The organism is Pseudomonas sp. F2, from assembly GCF_057174385.1.
Genome location: NZ_CM169904.1, coordinates 818374 through 834596 on the forward strand (window position 1 = coordinate 818374; position 16223 = coordinate 834596).

The 16223-nt window shown below is 61.6% G+C and carries 19 protein-coding genes; 11 read left to right on the forward strand and 8 right to left on the reverse strand.

The genetic code is table 11. The annotated features are described in order from the left end of the window. Positions 1 to 35: 35 nt before the first annotated feature. On the forward strand, positions 36 to 596 hold the full coding sequence (locus AC193Q_RS03520) for a YceI family protein (protein WP_483879135.1): 561 nt from the start codon (positions 36 to 38) through the stop codon (positions 594 to 596). A gap of 15 nt (positions 597 to 611) precedes the next feature. Here AC193Q_RS03520 and AC193Q_RS03525 read toward each other — a convergent pair whose 3' ends face one another. After that, positions 612 to 824, reverse strand: a complete 213-nt coding sequence (locus tag AC193Q_RS03525; RefSeq protein ID WP_047295049.1) for a YXWGXW repeat-containing protein — start codon at positions 822 to 824, stop codon at positions 612 to 614. A gap of 41 nt (positions 825 to 865) precedes the next feature. Next, on the reverse strand, positions 866 to 1189 hold the full coding sequence (locus AC193Q_RS03530) for a YXWGXW repeat-containing protein (protein ID WP_041074788.1): 324 nt from the start codon (positions 1187 to 1189) through the stop codon (positions 866 to 868). Positions 1190 to 1443: 254 nt separating this feature from the next. On the opposite strand from AC193Q_RS03530, the gene AC193Q_RS03535 reads away from it, so the two are divergent. Continuing rightward, positions 1444 to 2130 carry a GNAT family N-acetyltransferase gene (locus tag AC193Q_RS03535; protein ID WP_121184840.1) on the forward strand — a complete coding sequence of 229 codons (687 nt, stop codon included), beginning with the start codon at positions 1444 to 1446 and terminating at the stop codon, positions 2128 to 2130. Between the two features lie 362 nt (positions 2131 to 2492). On the opposite strand, the gene AC193Q_RS03540 is transcribed toward AC193Q_RS03535, so the two are convergent. Together AC193Q_RS03540 and AC193Q_RS03545 are read right to left on the reverse strand one after the other, a co-directional pair. Further along, complete coding sequence (locus AC193Q_RS03540; RefSeq protein WP_121184842.1) at positions 2493 to 3611, reverse strand: DmpA family aminopeptidase; 1119 nt, start codon at positions 3609 to 3611, stop codon at positions 2493 to 2495. A gap of 163 nt (positions 3612 to 3774) precedes the next feature. Beyond that, the gene (locus tag AC193Q_RS03545; protein WP_121184846.1) at positions 3775 to 4890 is read right to left on the reverse strand and encodes a polyamine ABC transporter substrate-binding protein; all 1116 of its coding nucleotides are present in this window, start codon (positions 4888 to 4890) and stop codon (positions 3775 to 3777) included. A 111-nt stretch (positions 4891 to 5001) separates the two neighbouring features. Here AC193Q_RS03545 and AC193Q_RS03550 point away from each other — a divergent pair, with 111 nt between their 5' ends. Next, the gene (locus AC193Q_RS03550; protein WP_121184848.1) at positions 5002 to 5781 is read left to right on the forward strand and encodes a helix-turn-helix transcriptional regulator; all 780 of its coding nucleotides are present in this window, start codon (positions 5002 to 5004) and stop codon (positions 5779 to 5781) included. 131 nt (positions 5782 to 5912) lie between these two features. Here AC193Q_RS03550 and AC193Q_RS03555 read toward each other — a convergent pair whose 3' ends face one another. Beyond that, the gene (locus tag AC193Q_RS03555; RefSeq protein WP_121184850.1) at positions 5913 to 6854 is read right to left on the reverse strand and encodes a class I SAM-dependent methyltransferase; all 942 of its coding nucleotides are present in this window, start codon (positions 6852 to 6854) and stop codon (positions 5913 to 5915) included. A gap of 199 nt (positions 6855 to 7053) precedes the next feature. Between AC193Q_RS03555 and AC193Q_RS03560 the strand changes: the two genes are divergently transcribed. Both AC193Q_RS03560 and AC193Q_RS03565 read left to right on the forward strand, forming a co-directional pair. Next, the gene (locus AC193Q_RS03560; protein WP_041062997.1) at positions 7054 to 7467 is read left to right on the forward strand and encodes a response regulator; all 414 of its coding nucleotides are present in this window, start codon (positions 7054 to 7056) and stop codon (positions 7465 to 7467) included. A gap of 78 nt (positions 7468 to 7545) precedes the next feature. Continuing rightward, the gene (locus AC193Q_RS03565; RefSeq protein ID WP_108182366.1) at positions 7546 to 8214 is read left to right on the forward strand and encodes an HAD-IA family hydrolase; all 669 of its coding nucleotides are present in this window, start codon (positions 7546 to 7548) and stop codon (positions 8212 to 8214) included. A 102-nt stretch (positions 8215 to 8316) separates the two neighbouring features. Here the strand turns inward: AC193Q_RS03565 and AC193Q_RS03570 are convergent, their stop codons facing one another. Beyond that, on the reverse strand, positions 8317 to 8976 hold the full coding sequence (locus AC193Q_RS03570; protein ID WP_121184852.1) for a methyltransferase family protein: 660 nt from the start codon (positions 8974 to 8976) through the stop codon (positions 8317 to 8319). Positions 8977 to 9152: 176 nt separating this feature from the next. Between AC193Q_RS03570 and AC193Q_RS03575 the strand changes: the two genes are divergently transcribed. Then, positions 9153 to 9950 (forward strand): SDR family NAD(P)-dependent oxidoreductase, encoded by a 798-nt coding sequence (locus AC193Q_RS03575; protein WP_047295032.1) that lies wholly within the window; start codon positions 9153 to 9155, stop codon positions 9948 to 9950. A 182-nt stretch (positions 9951 to 10132) separates the two neighbouring features. On the opposite strand, the gene AC193Q_RS03580 is transcribed toward AC193Q_RS03575, so the two are convergent. Further along, positions 10133 to 11527: a sensor histidine kinase gene (locus AC193Q_RS03580; protein ID WP_121184854.1), complete on the reverse strand. Its 1395-nt coding sequence runs from the start codon at positions 11525 to 11527 to the stop codon at positions 10133 to 10135. Then, entirely contained in the window at positions 11505 to 12188 is a 684-nt protein-coding gene (locus tag AC193Q_RS03585) for a response regulator transcription factor (protein ID WP_121184856.1), read from the reverse strand. Before AC193Q_RS03585 ends, AC193Q_RS03580 begins: the two co-directional genes overlap by 23 nt. Positions 12189 to 12494: 306 nt before the next feature. Between AC193Q_RS03585 and AC193Q_RS03590 the strand changes: the two genes are divergently transcribed. From AC193Q_RS03590 to AC193Q_RS03610, 5 genes are all read left to right on the forward strand, one after another. Then, positions 12495 to 13436, forward strand: coding sequence for a hypothetical protein (locus AC193Q_RS03590; protein WP_108182368.1), 942 nt, complete (start codon positions 12495 to 12497; stop codon positions 13434 to 13436). A gap of 265 nt (positions 13437 to 13701) precedes the next feature. After that, the gene (locus AC193Q_RS03595; protein ID WP_041062977.1) at positions 13702 to 14049 is read left to right on the forward strand and encodes a metalloregulator ArsR/SmtB family transcription factor; all 348 of its coding nucleotides are present in this window, start codon (positions 13702 to 13704) and stop codon (positions 14047 to 14049) included. A gap of 26 nt (positions 14050 to 14075) precedes the next feature. Further along, on the forward strand, positions 14076 to 14546 hold the full coding sequence (locus tag AC193Q_RS03600) for an arsenate reductase ArsC (RefSeq protein WP_121184858.1): 471 nt from the start codon (positions 14076 to 14078) through the stop codon (positions 14544 to 14546). Between the two features lie 12 nt (positions 14547 to 14558). Beyond that, positions 14559 to 15257, forward strand: coding sequence for an arsenical resistance protein ArsH (arsH, locus tag AC193Q_RS03605; RefSeq protein ID WP_047295022.1), 699 nt, complete (start codon positions 14559 to 14561; stop codon positions 15255 to 15257). Positions 15258 to 15359: 102 nt separating this feature from the next. Next, positions 15360 to 16199 carry a helix-turn-helix domain-containing protein gene (locus AC193Q_RS03610; protein WP_095666904.1) on the forward strand — a complete coding sequence of 280 codons (840 nt, stop codon included), beginning with the start codon at positions 15360 to 15362 and terminating at the stop codon, positions 16197 to 16199. The last annotated feature ends 24 nt before the right edge of the window (positions 16200 to 16223 follow it).

Genomic DNA, 16223 nt, shown 5'->3' on the forward strand with positions numbered 1-16223 from the left:
GAGGCCTCGAAAGTTTGCCCTGTCCGGAGAATCCCATGCGTGCCCGATTCACCGCTGTGGCACTGTTTACCGGCCTGTGCGTCATGACCTGCGCGCAGGCCGCTGAATACAATCGCGTCAACACTACCGCCAGCAAGATCAGCTTCATTTACAAGCAATTCGGCGACCAGGTCTATGGCACCTTCGGCAAGTTCGACGCGACGCTGCAGTTCGACAGCGACAACCTCGCCAACGCCCACACTACGCTGCACATCGACCTGGCCAGTATCAATGCCGGCAGCGACGACGCCAATAACGAGCTGGTGAAACCGGCGTGGTTCGACACCCAGCGCTTTCCTGAGGCGGTGTTCGTATCCAGCCGTTTTACCCGCGTGGCGAACAACCGCTATCTGGTCGCCGGTCTGCTTACCGTCAAAGGCATTACCCGCGAGGTGCAAGTGCCGGTCGAGCTGAAGCCGGACAGCACGATCGGCATTTTCGACGGCGAGCTGGTGCTCAAACGCAGCGAATTCGGGCTCGGAGCGGGGGAGTGGGCGGATACCGTCGTGTCCAATGACATTGCCATTTCCTTCAAGGTGGTGGCGCCACAGCAGTGACGCCAGCCGTTGCGGTTAATAGGCGCGCCAGTGTCCCGGCACCCAGCGCCATTCATGGCCACCCCAGCGGTAATGACCGGCGACCCAGTGATAGCCCGGCGCAGGCATCACCGGCACCACTTCCACTGGCGGCGGTGGCCGGTGCGGACGTACCGGTTCGACGACGCAACCGGACAGGGTGATCGCCACCAGTGCGGTGGCGAGCAAGGCTTTAATGCTTCTGGACATGGGCTGTTCCTTATAGAAGAAGTGTGCAGGTCGACGGCCAATCAGCGCACCCAGCGCCCTTCAACCCAGAACCAGTTCGGCCCGCGTGCCTGCCAGTGCCCCGGTCGCCAGTGCGCACCATGACGCACCGGTTGCCAATGGCCGGGCATCCACACGTAACCACGTCCTTCCCAGCGCCAGTGGCCCTGATCCCAGACATACCCGGGACGCGCGCCGGGCATCACTTCCATGCGCATCGGCGGTGGGGCTTGCTGGACGATCACCACCTGCTGGGCAAACGCTGGCGCACTGGCCAGCGCCGCCAGCGTCATCGGCACCAGCAGCAGGGTCTTTCGCCATTTGAACAGTGAACGCAACACGCTCATGACAACTCCTCAAGGCCTGCGTAAAAAGAGAACGCAGTTGAAGAATTGGACGCCAAATCGGCAAAAGATCCGCTGTGCGGCAGATGAAATTTTCTTCAGCTCAACCACCACTTTCCTGTAGGAGCTGCCGCAGGCTGCGATCTTTTGATCTTGCTTCTATAAAGCCAAAAGATCGCAGCCCTTGGCAGCTCCTACACAGAGCAGGCGTCGGGACAGGGTATGATGGCGCGGTTTTTCGCCGGAGTTCACCCGTCATGCCACGCATCACCCACTACAAAACCCCATGCCCCGAAAGCGTCAACAGCCAGATTCTGCAACTGGTGGTCGATTACCTCACCGACATCAGCGCGGTCGGTCTTGGCCCGAGCAACCTGCTGTACAACGTCTATCAGTACGCGGTCGGTTATGAGGTGCATCTGTATCTGGAGGCGCTGAATGGCGAGAAGGGCACCGAGGTGGAGTTGCTGGTGGCGACGGCTGAGGATGATCCGGAGCAGGTCACCGGTTTCCTTTTGTACTTGCCGGTGCAGGGCGACTGGGAAGCGTGCAGCGTTGCCTACATGGCCGTGCGTGAAGGCTATCGGCGCCAAGGCGTGGCGCGGGCGATGATCGGCGAGATGGTCAGCCGTTACCCGCATGCCGAACTGACCTGCAGTGTCGGCAAGGTGCCGTATTTCGAAGCGCTGGGGTTCGAGGTGATCGGCGCTCGCGAAACCCAGGTGCTGATGAGCACCCGGCATTACCGCAGCAACGGCCTGCGCGGTTTTATCGACACCACACCGATCTACCGCTCGCTGGAGGTGCAGCAGATCCACACCTACCTGCTGCAGAAGAACGGCAAGCGCGCGATGCTCGATGCCGAGAAGCAGCGCGACCGGCATCTCGATCAGGTCACCCGGCACACTGAAGAATTCGTGCGCCAGCGGCTGACGTTGCACTGAGTCAGCGGCAAAAAACGGACAAAAAAAGAGCCTCAAGGCTCTTTGATGGGGAGAAGTAGAGCCCATGAGGCTCAAGCTGCGCATGAAACAGGGAACAGGCTTGATTTGGGGTTCAGAACACCCGATCCCTACACAGGCGCTCAGGAGTGAAGCGCCTGTGTACCTTCATCATGGGAACGCGCAGAGGCTGACTCAAGTACCGCGTGTCGAAATCCTGATATAGCGCGGAGCGGATGATGACGTGGTCGTTGAGCACCGCTGACTCCCTCTGCAGGAGCTGCGGCACGCTGCGATCTTTTGACCTTGCTTTCAAAAAATCAAAAGATCGCAGCGTGCCGCAGCTCCTACAGGTTTTTGTAGCGTTAGCGTGATCCGGGCCAGCCGGCCTTGGCCAGTGCGGCGAGCAGTGTTTCCTTGTCCAGCCCCGGCACCGCATGCCCGTTGCCCTCGGTGCTCTCGCTGGCGAGCAGGGCGTTGATGATCGCTTCTTCGACCGCTTCGGTGGCGGCGAGGAACAGCTCGCTGATGTGGTCGTTGTTGACCATGCGCAAGCCGTCGCAGGTCGGCGCGCCTTTGCCCTCGTAGGCAGCGGGCGGCACCTGTTCGTTGCCGGTGGCGAAGGCGATGAAGATGTCGCCGCTGTGGTCCTCGTTGCCACCGCCGCTGCGCGCCAGACCAAGGCTGGCGCGCTGTGCCAGACGCGTGCATTGATGCGGCAGCAGCGGTGCGTCAGTGGCCAGGCAGACCACGATCGAACCCATGCCCGGATGCGGCAGCGAGGCACGCAGGAACGGCGAGTCCACCTGTTCCATATAACGGCCCACCGGATAACCGTCGACCCGCAACTCGCTGCGAATGCCGTGGTTGGCCTGCACGATCGCCCCCACCGTCCAGCCGCCCTGTTCGCTGCTCAAACGCCGTGAGGCGCTGCCGATCCCACCCTTGAATTCATGGCAGATCATGCCGCTGCCGCCACCGACAGCGCCTTCCTCAACGGCACCGGCATGCGCGCAATTCAGCGCCTCGGCGACATGTTCGGGTTTGACGTGAAAACCGTTGATGTCGTTGAGCAAGCCATCGAAGGTTTCCAGCACCACCGGCATGTTCCAGTAAAGGCGCCCGTCGTCCGGTTGCTGTTGGCGGTCCAGCGCAATCAGTGCATCGCGTACCACGCCGAGGCTATGGGTGTTGGTGAAGGCGATGGGACTGGTCAACAGCCCGGCCTCGCGAATCCACTCAAGGCCGGTGGCATCGCCGTTGCCGTTGAGCACATGCACTCCGGCAAAACACGGTTGCTGGTTGCTTGAGCCACGGCGCGGTTCGATCACGGTGACGCCGGTGCAGATGTCGCGTCCGCTGTCGCTGCGGCCACGCACGTTACTGTGGCCGACGCGCACGCCGGGGACATCGGTGATGGCGTTGAGCGGGCCGGGTTGCAGTTGGCCGATGCGGATGTTGAGGTCACGGGCACGGGGTTTCATGGGTTGTCTCTCTATAACAAGGCAGAAATGAATGAGTGGGGCTGAACACAAAACCCTGTGGGAGCGTGGCTTGCCCGCGAAGGCGGTGTGTCATTCAAAGGAGATGTTGACTGACCCGACGCATTCGCGAGCAAGCTCGCTCCCACAGGGGAAATGGGTGGGGTTACTGGCCGTTCTTGACCTTGCTCCACACCCGCGTGCGCACGCGTTCGGTGGCTTTGGGCAGCGGTTCCAGGGTGTACAACGTTGCCATCGCCGCCGCTGACGGATACACCGCCGGGTTATCCCGCGTGGCTGCGGCCACCAGCGGAGTCGCGGCGCGGTTGCCGTTGGGGTACGACAGGTGATCACTGACCGGCGCGATCACTTCCGGGCGCAACAGGTAGTCGATGAACGCCAGGCCCTGAGTGCGGTTCGGCGCATCCTTGAGCAGCACCAGCGTGTCGAACCACACCGGCGCGCCTTCCTTGGGCAGGCTGTAGGCGATCTTCACACCGTTGTTGGCCTGCTCGGCGTTGGTCTTGGCTTCGAGCATTGCCCCGGACCAGCCCACCGCCACGCAGATGTTGCCGTTGGACAGGTCACTGATGAATTTCGACGAGTTGAAGTAGGCAATGTGCGGGCGCAACTTGAGCAGCAGCGCTTCGGCTTTCTGATAATCCTCGGGGTTGGTGCTGTTGGGCGGCAACCCGAGGTAGTGCAGGGCCACCGGGAGCATTTCCGACGGCGAATCGAGCATCGCCACCCCGCACTGTCCAAGCTTGGCGAGGTTCTCTTCCTTGAATACCAGATCCCAGGAATCCAGTGGCGCCTTGTCGCCGAGCGCGGCGCGCACCTTGTCGACGTTGTAGCCGATGCCGTTGGTGCCCCACAGATAAGGTACGGCGTATTGATTGCCGGGGTCGTTGTTGGCCAGTTTGCTCAGCAGATCGCTGTCCAGATTCTTCCAGCCCGGCAGTTGATCGCGCGGCAGCGGGGCGAGGGCGCCGGCCTTGATTAGCGTCGGCAGGCTGAAGTTGCTCGCCACCACCACGTCGTAACCGCTGCGGCTGGTCAACAGTTTGCCTTCGAGCACTTCGGCACTGTCGAAGGTGTCGTAAACCGGCTGAATACCGCTGTCGCGCTTGAAATCAGCCAGGGTCGTGGGGCCGATGTAGTCGTACCAGTTGTAGACGTGCACGCTCGGTGCGTCGGCGGCACTGGCAGCGAATGTGACGCCCAGACAGGCGAGCAGGCCAAGGTTGATGCCCCGGTTGATATAGCCACGACGACAACGCATGATGCGGCACTCCTGGCCTGCGGCAGGCCGGTGATTGACAGGAGTGCTCAGCCTATCGGGGCAGGCGCGCCTGACCCATTCCCATCATGGGTTACACAAAAGGGGTAGTGCGTGGACGGGTTGTTGCAGGAGTTGCCGGTGCATCAAAGTCTGGCGCGGGTGTTTGCCGCCGTCGGCCAGGACGCTTTCTGGCGTGCGCTGGTGGACACGCTGCGGCTGCTGGTGCCGCTGGACAACGCGCTAGTGGCGCTGATGAAGGCGGGGCAGGCGCCGCAGTTGCTGATCGACTTCGACAGCAAGGGCCGCGCCGACGAGCAGGAAGAGCTGGCCAGCTACAGCGCCGGGATGTACCTGCTTGATCCGTTCTACCAAACCGCCTCGACCGGCATCGCCGATGGCCTGCACAGTCTGGCTTCGGTGGCGCCGGATCAGTTTCTGCACAGCGAGTATTACCAGAGCTACTTTCGCTCGGTGGTCGGTGAGGACGAGTTGCAGTTCATGATCAACGTCGAGGGCGGTGTACTGGGCCTGTCGCTGGGGCGCTCGACGGCTTTCGATCTGGTCGAGCAGGGCCGTCTGTTGTGCGTGCGCGACTGGGTGCTGGCGGCGATGCGCCGTCACGTGCAGCTATTGCCGCCGCAAGGGACCGGCACCGAGCCGGTGGCGGGGGATCTGGCGACGCTGCTTGATCGCTTCGACGCGCGTCTGACCCTGCGCGAAGTCGACACCGCGCGGCTGATTCTGCAAGGGTTCTCCAGCAAGGCCATCGCCCAGCAGATGGGGATTTCGCCGGAGACGGTGAAGGTTCATCGGCGCAATCTCTATCACAAGCTCAACGTGAACGGGCATGGTGAACTGTTTGCGCTGGTGTTGCGTCCACCCACTTCCTGACCCACCAAACCCCTGGGGAGCTGGCTTGCCAGCGATGAGGGCGGCACAGCTGACATCCTCGTTACCAGAAACACCGCCATCGCTGGCAAGCCAGCTCCCACAGGGATCAGCGGTGTTGGCGGGGTGTCAGGTCAATCGAAACGTTTGAACACCAGCGCCTTCAGGCCGCTCTCGGGATCGACATCCGGAAACTCCGGCGGATTCTCCAGCCGCTGCTCAAAGCGCAGACTCGGCGCCTCCTGAGTCACGCCATCAATCAAAAAGCCCGAACCCAACGACGGATCATTCATGCACGCCAGCACCGTGCCGTCTGCCGTGAGCAATTCCGGCAAACGACGCAGCACCCGCTGGTAATCCTTGGTCAGCAGGAAACTGCCTTTCTGGAATGATGGCGGGTCGATGATCACCAGGTCGTACGGGCCGCTGTTGATCACCTTGCCCCAGGACTTGAACAGGTCGTGGCCGAGGAAGCTCACCTTGCTCAGGTCATGCCCGTTCAAGCGGTGATTGTCGCGACCACGGCTCAGCGCGGCGCGGGACATGTCGAGGTTGACCACATGGCGGGCGCCACCTTCGATGGCCGCCACGGAAAACCCGCAGGTGTAGGCGAACAGGTTCAGCACGCGTTTGCCCGCCGCTTGTTCACGCACCCAGTTGCGCCCGTAACGCATGTCGAGAAACAGCCCGGCGTTCTGCTTGCGGCCCAGATCGACGCGGTATTGCAAGCCGCCCTCGACGATGCTCATCTCGTCGATGGCATCCCCCAGCAACCATTCGGCGGTGCTTTGCGGCAAATAGCGATGTTGCAGCAGCAGGGTGTGGGCGCCGGACTGCAGCCACTCGGCCGAGGTGCTGAGGTCGAGCAGCACGTGCTTGAGCGCTTCGAGCTGTTCCGGTGCCGGTTCCTTGAACAGCGAGACCAGCACCACGCCTTGCAGCCAGTCCACTGTCAGTTGCTCCAGCCCCGGCCAGCAACGTCCACGACCATGGAACAGGCGACGGGTTTCGCTCGGTGCGGCCGCCAGTGCAGGCAACAAGTGGGCGCGGAGGGTGGCGAGGGCTTCAGGGTTCATCAGTCACGGTCGGCAAGCAAAAGGGCCGGCATTTTAACCACAAAAGCCGCCTGACGAACGCCCGACAGCCAAGGCCATTGACCACTGTTAAGAAAAGACCTGTATCAAAAATGAATTTATGCAGGGCGCGCTGCTCATACCTGATAAGCAGCGGATTTGAGCCGCTAAGTCGTTAATGCAATTCAGGGAGTGCCAGTTCATGAGTCCAACACCGACGCCGAGCGCGCACCTTCCTGGCGGGTTGATTCTGGTGGTTGAGGACGACCCGTTGATTCTGGAATTTCTCTGCGAAATTCTTCAGGAGGAAGGTTTCAAGGTCGAGCCGCAAACCAGTGCGGATGCCGCCAAGCTGTATCTGGAAGCGCACGCGCCGGAAGTCGCGCTACTGCTGACCGACATCACCATGCCCGGTGAAATCAACGGCGCGGGGCTGGCCAATCTGGTCGGCGAACGCTGGCCGGACAAACCGGTGATGGTCATGTCCGGTTATGAAACGCCGGAGACCTCCGGGGTCAAGCACCCGGTGGCGTTCATCAAAAAGCCCTGGGCCATCGGCCAGTTGCTCGATTGTGTCGACAGCGCGTTCAAGTCCAAGGCCGCGCGTCTGCACTGAGTCTTCGGGTCGAACTGCCGGGCAAAAATGCTACATTGCCCGGCCAATCCGCCCGGTTCTGTCAAAGGATGCGACCTTTTGTCTGCTCACGATAACGTCTTCGATCGCGCGTTCGGCGCGTTCCTGTTCGACATGGACGGCACCGTCCTCAATTCCATTGCCGCTGCCGAGCGCGTCTGGGCGGCGTGGGCCGAGCGCCACGGGGTTGATGTCGAGAGTTTCCTGCCGACCATCCATGGCGCCCGCGCCATCGACACCATCCGCCGGCTGAACCTGCCGGGGGTTGATGCCGAGGCGCAAGCGGCGTTCATCGCGCAGGCGGAAATCGATGATGTCGAAGGGATTGTGCAGATTCCCGGGGCCGCGGCGTTTCTCGACAGCCTGCCTGCGCAGCGTTGGGCCATGGTGACCTCGGCGCCTCGGGATCTGGCGTTGCGCCGCATGGCGGCGGCGGGGATTGCCGAGCCTGCGGTAATGATTACCGCTGAGGATGTGACGGCTGGCAAGCCCGATCCGGCCGGTTATCGCCTGGCCGCGCAGCGTCTGGGGCTTGATCCCGCCGATTGCCTGATTTTCGAAGACGCCACCGTCGGCATCCAGGCTGCTGAAGCGGCCGGAGCGGCGCTGATGATCATCACCACAACGCACCAGCATCCGCTCGACACCCGCCACGCGACGATCGACAGTTATGAGTCGCTGAGCGTCACCGCCAACAGCCAAGGCCAACTGCACCTGCAGAAGACCTGACACAACACAATCTCTGTAGGAGCTGCCGCAGGCTGCGATCTTTTGCCTTTGATTTTCAAAAGCAAGGTCAAAAGATCGCAGCCTGCGGCAGCTCCTACAGGGTCAGTAGACGCCCGGTAACAACCGCCAGCTACGTGCGCAATAAGCCTCGTACTCCGCACCAAACTGCCCGCGCAGCAAGGCTTCTTCCGAGTGGATACGCGCGATCAACGGAATCAATGTCAGCGCCGCCAGAATCAACCCGACACTGGAACGAAACGCCAGCGCCCAGCCCACGGCATTGATCACCAACCCCAGGTAGCTCGGGTTGCGCAGGCGCGTGTAAATGCCGTCGGTGACCAACCGATGCCCCGGCTGAATCGCCACCAGACCGCTGAACCGTCGGCCCAGCACAAACACCGGCCACAGTCGCAGCGCGCCACCGACGATAAACAGCAACGCGCCGAGCCAGCGCACGCCTTCAGCGCCGAAGGTCCAGAAGTCGATGCGATCGCAGTACGCCGGCAGAAAACCGCTGAGCAGACCGATGACGCCGAACGCCGGAATCACCCAGCGGTTGGCCCGGTCCTCGCGCTCGCCCGAGCTCATGTTCACATCGGTGAACAGCGACGCCAGCACCATCAATACCGTGGCCAGCGCCACCAGCACCAGCGCCCCCTGCGAGAAGAACACCGCCGGCCCGCCGATGCCCCACACCGCTAGCCCGAGATAGGCAAGGGTGGCCAGCACCGCGACCACGGTCATTTGCGCAGACATTTTCATGGTGTTCTCTAAAAAGCAGCTGACCCTTTCAGTGTAGAACGCCGCTCAACCCGCGAAAGCGTCGGATCGTTCGCGACCGGTCTTTGGTCGGCCACGTCTTCATACGGCCGACATCGCGTCTACGCTGATCCATTCCTTCTATTCGTCCGTGTATTGCCTATCGAAGAGGTGAACCCATGAAAATCGACTTGAGTGGAAAACTGGCCATCGTCAGCGGCAGCACGGGTGGCATTGGTCTGGGCATCAGTCAGTCGCTGGCCGAAGCCGGCGCCACGGTGGTGGTCATCGGGCGTGAAGCGGCCAAGGTCGAGCAAGCGCTGGCGAGCATTCGGCAGCAGGTGCCGGGTGCGCAATTGCGGGGTCTGACGGCGGATCTGGGCACCGCCGAAGGCGCGGAAAAACTCTTCGCCGCTGAACCGCGTACAGACATTCTGGTGAACAACCTGGGGATCTTCGACGCCGTGGATTTCTTCGACACCCCGGACAGCGAGTGGACGCGCTTCTATGAGGTCAACGTGATTTCCGGCGTGCGCCTGGCGCGCCATTACGCGCCGGCGATGGTCGAGCAGGGTTGGGGGCGGATCATTTTCCTGTCTTCGGAATCCGGTGTGGCCACCCCGGCCGACATGCTCAATTATGGCGTAACCAAAAGCGCCAACCTCGCGGTGTCCCATGGCTTGGCCAAGCGTCTGGCCGGCACAGGCGTGACGGTCAATGCGATCCTGCCGGGGCCGACCTTTACCGGCGGCGTGGAGCACATGCTCAAGGACGCTGCGGCCGAGTCCGGTCGCAACCTGCGCGATGAAGCCGACGCTTTCGTCCGCCGGGCGCGGCCGACCTCGATCATCCAGCGGGTGGCTGACGTTGCCGAGGTGGCGCATCTGGTCACGTACATTGCCTCGCCGTTTTCCTCCGCCACCACGGGCGCGGCATTGCGCGTGGATGGCGGTGTAGTCGACAGTATGGCGATCTGAGTTCAACGGCCTCTATCAGGGTGGCCTTGAGGCGCTGCGGGCCAATTACCCGGCTTGACAGACAAAACGCAAAAACTGTGGGAGCGAGCTTGCTCGCGAAGGCGTCGGATCAGTCAACATCTTCATTGACGGTTACACCGCATTCGCGAGCAAGCTCGCTCCCACAGGGGAACCCTGTGACATCAGGAGTTGGCGATCAAACTCTGCCGGCAATCCAGCACCAGCTTCGCGCCCCCCAGTTCACTGCTGCCCACCTCAAGATTGAAGCCATGCAGGCTGACAATCGCCGCGACAATCGACAGGCCCAGGCCAAAGCCGCTCTGCGGTTGCCCGCCTTCGGCCCGATAGAAACGCTGGAACACCGCCTCACGCTCGGCTTCGGGAATCCCCGGTCCGGAATCGTGGACTTCGATCCGCGTATGCCCGCCGTCATTCACGCCACGCAACATCACCGTGCCGCCCGCCGGGGTGAACTTGATCGAGTTGCTCAACAGATTGGCCAGCGCCTCGAACAACAACGCGCGGTCGCCATTGAGGGGCGGCAGGGTTTCCGGCATGTTCAGCACGAACAGCAGTTCGCCTTCTTCGGCCAGTGGCAGGTAAAACTCATGCAGTTCTTCCAGCAACTGCACTGGATCGAGCTCGACAAATCCTGAGCGCCGTTGACGATCTTCCAGTTCGGAAATCCGCAGCAAGCCGCGAAACCGCGCCATCAACGTATCGGCCTCAGCCAGCACCAGATCCAGTTGCGCCGCTGCGGGCGAACCTTCGCCGGCCTGTTGCTGCATGCGATACAACTGCGCGCGCAGGCGCGTCAGTGGCGTGCGCAAGTCATGGGCGATGTTGTCGCACACGCCTTTGACTTCGTGCATCAGCCGTTCGATGCGATCGAGCATGGCGTTGACGATGGCGGCGAGCATGTCCAATTCGTCGCGGCGGTTGGACAGCGGCAAACGGTGAGTCAGGTCGCCGGCGACAATGGCCTGGGCGCTGTCCTGAATCGCGCGGATGCGCCGCAGCGGCCGACGGCGCAACAAATGCCAGCCGGCAATCCCCGGCAGGATCGTCAGTGACACACCCCAGAACAAGGCATGCAGAATGATCCGTGTCACGGCGAACAACGAACCGTTATCGCGCAGCAACACCAGCCAGCGGCCATCGCGGGTCTGGGTCGCCACCGCGTCGCAGCTGTCGGCGGGCAGGGTCGGGTCATCGGAATCGGCGCAGTCATCCAGCGTATGAATCTTGCCGTCCAGCGGCAGGCCTTCGGGCAGTTGCTGCAAGGCACCTCCGAGGTACACGCCCTGGGCGTCGAACAGGCCGTAGGCGTCGATGCCGCGGATGTCGAAGGTCATGCTGGCGGCGAGCGCTTCTTCCAGTTGTTCACCGCGAAAGTGCGAAAACAGATGCTGACGTTGCATCAGCGAATGCTTGGCAAGGTTATCGAGGTAGCTGGAGACTTCGAAGTACATGACCCCCATAAGGATCGCGCTCCAGGCCACGAACAGCGAACTGTACAGCGCCAGCAGACGGCTGCTGGAGGAGCGCCAGCCGTCAGACGGGTTCGGCAATGACATAACCCGAGCCCCGTACCGTGCGAATCAGCGGAACATTGCCCGCCGCGTCGATCTTCTTGCGCAGACGACCGATGTGCACGTCGATCAGGTTGGTGCCCGGGTCGAAGTGATAACCCCAGACTTCTTCGAAAATCATCATCCGCGACAGGATCTGGCCGCTGTTGCGCATGAGGAATTCCAGCAACTTGTATTCGGTCGGCAGCAGCGTCAGCACCTGATCGGCGCGGCGTGCTTCGTGGCTGATCAGATCCAGTTCGAGGTCGGCCACCTGCAATGTGGTGGCCTGGGTGGCGACACTGTTCTGGCGGCGCAGCAGCACTTCCACGCGCGCGGCCATTTCGTCGGTGGCGAACGGCTTGGTCAGGTAATCATCGCCGCCAGCCCGCAAGCCGCGCACACGCTCGTCGACATCGGAGAGCGCGCTGATCATCAGAATCGGCGTGGCCACGCCCATGGTACGCAGGGTGGTGACGATGGCCAGGCCATCGAGTTCCGGCAGCATGCGGTCGAGGGTAATCAGGTCGTAGTTACCACTGACCGCACGGTCCAGACCTTCGCGGCCATTGTCGACCCAATCCACTTCCAGGCCGTGGCTGCTGAGTTCGGCAACGATTTCACGGGCAGTCACGGCGTCGTCTTCGATGGTCAAAATACGAGTCATAGAGCAGGCCTTGATCGGTTCAAACGGGATGGCAGCATTTTGCCAAGTATTTTCCGTCGCGCTTTAAATTAACTTTCATGTATAGCCTGTCACAAACGCAGATTCGGGTGCCCGGCTGTTTTGCCGTCAATGCAGAAAACCCGCCGCTTTGCGTGCATTGTTGCAAATTGCAATGAACAGAGAAGTTCAGTCTTTTTAAGTCGTTGAAAAATAAAGGTTTATTTAAAGTTGTCGACTGGCACGGTCGCTGCAATTCATCTGCTGACGAGTTGTAACACCATTTTTCATGCCTGGAGCACTACAACAATGAATAGATCCTCTGATGGGTTTTATCCGGCCTTCGAAGGAGAGTCGAGCAACGTGTCAGGCGTGTCCTGGGGCGCGATCTTCGCGGGCGCGGCGGCGGCTGCAGCACTGTCGATGATTCTGGTGCTGCTTGGCTTCGGTCTGGGATTCTCTGCCGTTTCACCTTGGGCCGGGGAGGGCGTCAGCGCCAAGAGCCTGGGGATTTCCACGATTGTCTGGCTGGCGGCGACGCAGATTATTGCCTCCGGCCTGGGTGGCTATATCGCCGGCCGCCTGCGGGTTAAGTGGGCCAACATGCACGGAGATGAAGTGTATTTCCGTGATACCGCCCATGGCTTCCTCGCCTGGTGTGTGGCGACGCTGGTCACCGCTGTGCTGGTCGTCGGCTCGGTGAGCAGTGTCATCAGCGGCGGCGTGCAGGCCGGTGCCAGTGTCGCCGGTGGCGCAGCTGCTGCCGCGACTCAGGCGGCCGGTACCGCTGCAGCAAACACCAGCAGCGATCAATACGGTTACTTTGTCGACAGCCTGTTTCGCGATGACCGTCCTGCGTCCGTCAGCGATGACGCCGCGCATGGTGCGGTGACCCGGATCTTCGCCCAGAGCTTGGCTAACGGCCAACTCAGCCCTGAAGACCGCACCTACCTCGCGCAACTGGTCGCACAGCGGACCAACCTGAGTCAGGCCGACGCCGAGAAGCGGGTCGACGAGGTTTATGCGCGCACTCAAAAAGCCATAGCCGATGCCAAGGTCAAAGCCCAACAGGCGGCTGACACCGCTGCCAAGGTTGCTGCCTGGACGTCGCTGTGGATGTTCATTGCGCTGTTGGCCGGTGCGTTCTTCGCCAGCCTGGCAGCCACCTTCGGCGGCCGTCGTCGGGATGCAGTCGAGTACGTTGAAGTCGAGACTTACACCGCCACCACCACGCTGCCGCCAGTCCGTTAACAAGGAGAATCACCATGCGCTCTCTATTACTGTTTTTCCTCGGTGTGCCAATCCCGATCATTATCCTGATCGCTCTGTTCGTGCACTGATCCTGTTGCTCTATTGAGGCCTTTGCCTCAGCCGCTTTCACTTCACGGTGAAAGCGGCTTTTTGCTTTCTGCGTCCACGCACTCTCTCGCAGGGCTCATCGTTGTTGCTGAAATTCGCGGTTGAATAATATATGGATATCCGTATATTCGGTTTTCCATATGTTCGAGTCCGCCCCATGCTCACCCCCACCGAACTGTTCAAAAGCCTGGCCGACGAAACCCGCGTGCGCGCCACCTTGCTGATTGCCGAGCAGGGTGAGCTGTGTGTCTGCGAGCTGATGTGCGCCCTCGACGACAGCCAGCCGAAAATCAGCCGCCATCTCGCGCAATTGCGCAGCAATGGGTTGTTGCTTGATCGGCGTCAGGGCCAATGGGTCTATTACCGGCTCAACCCGGACCTGCCGGACTGGGTCCGGCAGGTCCTCAACGTCACGGCCAAGGCCAACACCGATTGGCTCAAGGACAACGCCTGTCGCCTGCACAACATGGATGGCCGTCCTGCCCGCGAAACTGCGTGCTGCTGAACTTCAACTATCCCCGGGAGCTACCCATGCGTGTCCTGTTCATGTGCACGGCCAACAGTTGCCGCAGCATCCTTTCCGAAGCCATGTTCAATCATCTGGCGCGGGAGGGCTTCGAGGCGGTGAGTGCCGGCAGTTTTCCCAAGGGCCAGGTGCTGCCGCGCAGCCTGACGACGCTGCAACAGGCCGGTATCGCTATCGATGGTTTGTACAGCAAGGGCAACGACGCGTTTGCCGACAACCCGCCGGACATCGTCATCACCGTTTGCGACAAGGCGGCCGGCGAAACCTGCCCGGTGTTCTTCGGCCCGGCAATCAAATGCCATTGGGGGCTGGAGGATCCCTCCGAGGTGACCGGTGATGAGGCGGCCGTGGATGCGGCGTTTCGTGCCACGCTGGCGATCATCGAGCGCCGCTGCAAAACCTTCCTCGGTCTTCCTTTCCAAACACTCAGCCGCGTTGAGCTTCAGCGTGAACTGGATCGCATCGGTTCCCTTTGAGCCGGAGGACATATGTCAAAGCACCTGCCCAATCTTGATCACACGCTGTTCGAAGGCCGCAACACGCCACCTTCGCACGAACACAAACCGCGCATCCTGCTGCTCTACGGCTCGACCCGCGAACGCTCCTTCAGCCGTCTGCTGGTGGAGGAGGCCGCACGCTTGCTGGAGCACTTCGGTGCTGAAACGCGCATCTTCAATCCGTCCGGTTTGCCGTTGCCGGACGATGCTCCGGTCGATCATCCCAAAGTGCAGGAACTGCGCGAACTGGTGCTCTGGTCGGAAGGCCAGGTGTGGTGTTCGCCGGAACGCCACGGCGCGATGTCGGCGGTGTTCAAGGCGCAGATCGACTGGATCCCGCTGGAGCTTGGCGCGGTGCGTCCGACCCAGGGCAAAACCCTCGCGGTGATGCAGGTCTGCGGCGGTTCGCAGTCGTTCAACGTGGTCAATCAGCTGCGTGTGCTGGGGCGCTGGATGCGTATGTTCACCATCCCCAATCAGTCTTCGGTGCCCAAGGCTTTTACCGAATTCGACGAGGCGGGGCGGATGAAACCTTCGCCGTTCTATGATCGCGTGGTCGATGTGATGGAGGAACTGGTGAAGTTCACCGTGCTGCTGCGCGAGCGCCAGGATTTTCTGGTGGATCGCTATTCCGAACGCAAGGAAAGCGCCGAGCAACTGATGGCCCGGGTCAATCAGCGCTCGATCTGAAGCGCCGCGACACGCCTTCATCGGTCGGGCAGTGCACAAACGTTCTAGCCGTTCCGGGGCATTTGTGGATTACTGGCGCCAGCCCATTAGCGTATTCAAGCCATGAGTAACTGGATCGACCTTGCCCACGACCGGGAAACCGGCATCGAAACCCTGCACGCGCATTTCGCCGGGCATGCGCACGCCTACGATCCGCACTGGCATGAGACCTACCTGATCGGTTTCACCGAGCAAGGCGTGCAGCGCTTCAACAGTCGTCGGGCGCGGCACGACAGTACCCCGGGCAAAGTCTTCATGCTCGAACCCGGGGACATTCATGACGGCGATGCGCCGAGCCCGGACGGCTTCACTTATCGCATGCTGTACCTGCAACCGGCATGGCTGGAACAGGCGCTGGACGGTTTGCATCTGGGCAGTTATGGCAGCGGCTTGCCGGGCATCGGCAGTGTGCTCAACGATGATCCCGAGCTGGCCCGCGCCACCTTGTTTGCGTTCAATGCGTTGCATCAACAGGACGTGCGCATGGTGCGCGAGGTGGCGCTGGACGCCTTGCTCGAACGATTGGCGATTCATCTGTATCGCCGACCGCAACCGACCGCTGCCAACCGCGCGCCCTTGATCGCCCGTCAGGCACGCGATTATCTGGTGGCCTTTCACGAACAGGACATCAGCCTGCAAACCCTGGCCGAGGTCTGCGGCACCGACCGCTTTCGCCTGACCCGCGCCTTCAAGGCAGCCTATGGGCTCGCGCCGCACGCGTGGCTGATCCAGTTGCGCCTCAGCCGCGGCCGGCAGATGCTCGCCGCCGGCATACAGCCTGTGGACGTCGCCAGTCGCCTCGGGTTCGCCGACCAAAGCCATCTGGGCCGCTGGTTCGTACGCGCTTACGGCATCACGCCGGGCGCCTATCAGCAACGCGCCATCGGCACCTCTCGGCGCTGAACAAACGTTCAAGACCGTAGCCCT